Source organism: Alkalibacterium gilvum, assembly GCF_900109085.1.
GTDB lineage: Bacteria > Bacillota > Bacilli > Lactobacillales > Carnobacteriaceae_A > Alkalibacterium > Alkalibacterium gilvum.
The window spans coordinates 1-1,545 of record NZ_FNYW01000083.1 but is presented as its reverse complement, the minus strand read 5'-3'; the positions used below and the strand labels follow the sequence as shown (position 1 = coordinate 1,545).

The 1,545-nt window shown below is 38.4% G+C and carries 1 protein-coding gene; it reads right to left on the bottom strand.

The window, feature by feature from the left end; translation table 11 throughout:
- Nucleotides 1–597 precede the first annotated feature (597 nt).
- The coding region (locus BMX83_RS10610; RefSeq protein ID WP_091636842.1) for an IS30 family transposase at nucleotides 598–1,545 on the bottom strand (948 nt) is incomplete at its 5' end.

Below are 1,545 nucleotides of genomic sequence, written 5' to 3'. Positions count from 1 at the left end.
AAAGTCGCCGGGAAGCTCGTTCAAACAGGCAGGAGGGTCTATCGAAAACTGTCGAGTTATCATGTGTATCAAACCGAATTTTATAAGGTTTTCGAACGCCTACGGCGATCCAGACAATGTATTTAGAGGAGTTATCGCATAAAGTTTTAACTGATTATTTCAAGGGATCAGTCTGCCCTTAAATAGACAAAGGATTTTTAATAGGTCCTTCTTCCCTAAGAATCCTGTTCGAAAACACAATATTTTAGAAGAAAGTATCTTCCTAATATAAAAATAGGCAATTTATTCAAGAAAACAGCTTTAAATTAGAGCTATGAATTATTCAGGAATATATTAAAAGAGCACGTTTTTCTTTAAAGAAGAACGTGCTCTTTTAATATATTATACCATGATTTGTATTAGGTTATTTTCCAAAATTTCAAGTTTAAGTTAGCCACTTATCAAAATTAAATTTCATGTGATATTTGACGGTTATTATCTGTGTAGTGAGGGCTTGATAATGAGCTGAGACATGATAGTCTTTTGACAAGCTGGCTTCAGCCAGCTTTACAGCTTTAAAGTCATATCGAAGGAGGCTCGTTGTCAAGCCCTCACGGGTTAAGCCACTTGCTTTTCTAAGCGTAATGCATTGACGAAACACTCATGAGGTGTTTTATAGCCCAATATTTTTCTAGGATAATCGCTCATCCATTGTTGTATACGTAAGCATTGTGATTCTAAAACGTGACCCATCGGCTTTCCTTTCGGAATGAAGCGACGAATAAACTTATGCTGATTCTCACTCGTTCCTCGCTCAAATGATGCATAAGGATGGCTAAAATAAACATCCAGGGTATCCTTTAATGCTTCATGTAGACCTGCAAATTCAGAGCCATTATCTGAAGTAATCGTTTTAAACAAAGTAGAAAAGTCATCTCCAGCGCGTTCTTGAAGAGAATAAATGGCTTCGTTCACTGAATGTTGATCTTTACCGTTTACCTTCATAATAACTTCAAAACGGGTTTGTCGTTCAACTAAGGTTAGTAGTACGGCATCGGTCTTTTCCTTATTACCAACGACTGTGTCGATTTCCCAGTGACCAAACGTTTGACGAGCATCAATCTCTTTAGGGCGTTTGTCTATTGATTGCCCGAGAATACGTTTATTTGGGCGTTTCTTCTGAGAGGACGCTTTTGGTTTACGAGAGAGTTTTTCTAAAAGATCAAGGTTCTTTGTTCGCATGATTCCTTTATCTATCCAATTGTAAAGCGTTGTCGTACTAGGAATGATGGTACGATCAAACAGCTCATGTTCTAACGCAAAACCAGTCACGACATCAGGAGACCATTTATCAAGTAACATCTTATCATCGGCCCATTCTATAAAGGCATCTGTATCCGCCCATTTTGGCCGTCGGCCACAGTTTAAACGATGTTTGTCATAAGCTACTTGTCCAGCATCAGCGTCATACACTGTAGTATAGTAATCATAGATCTTTCCTTTTTGCTTTTGGCGCTTAAGTTGTGTGACCGTTCCGCGCTTCACCTCATTATTGATTGTTTGTGG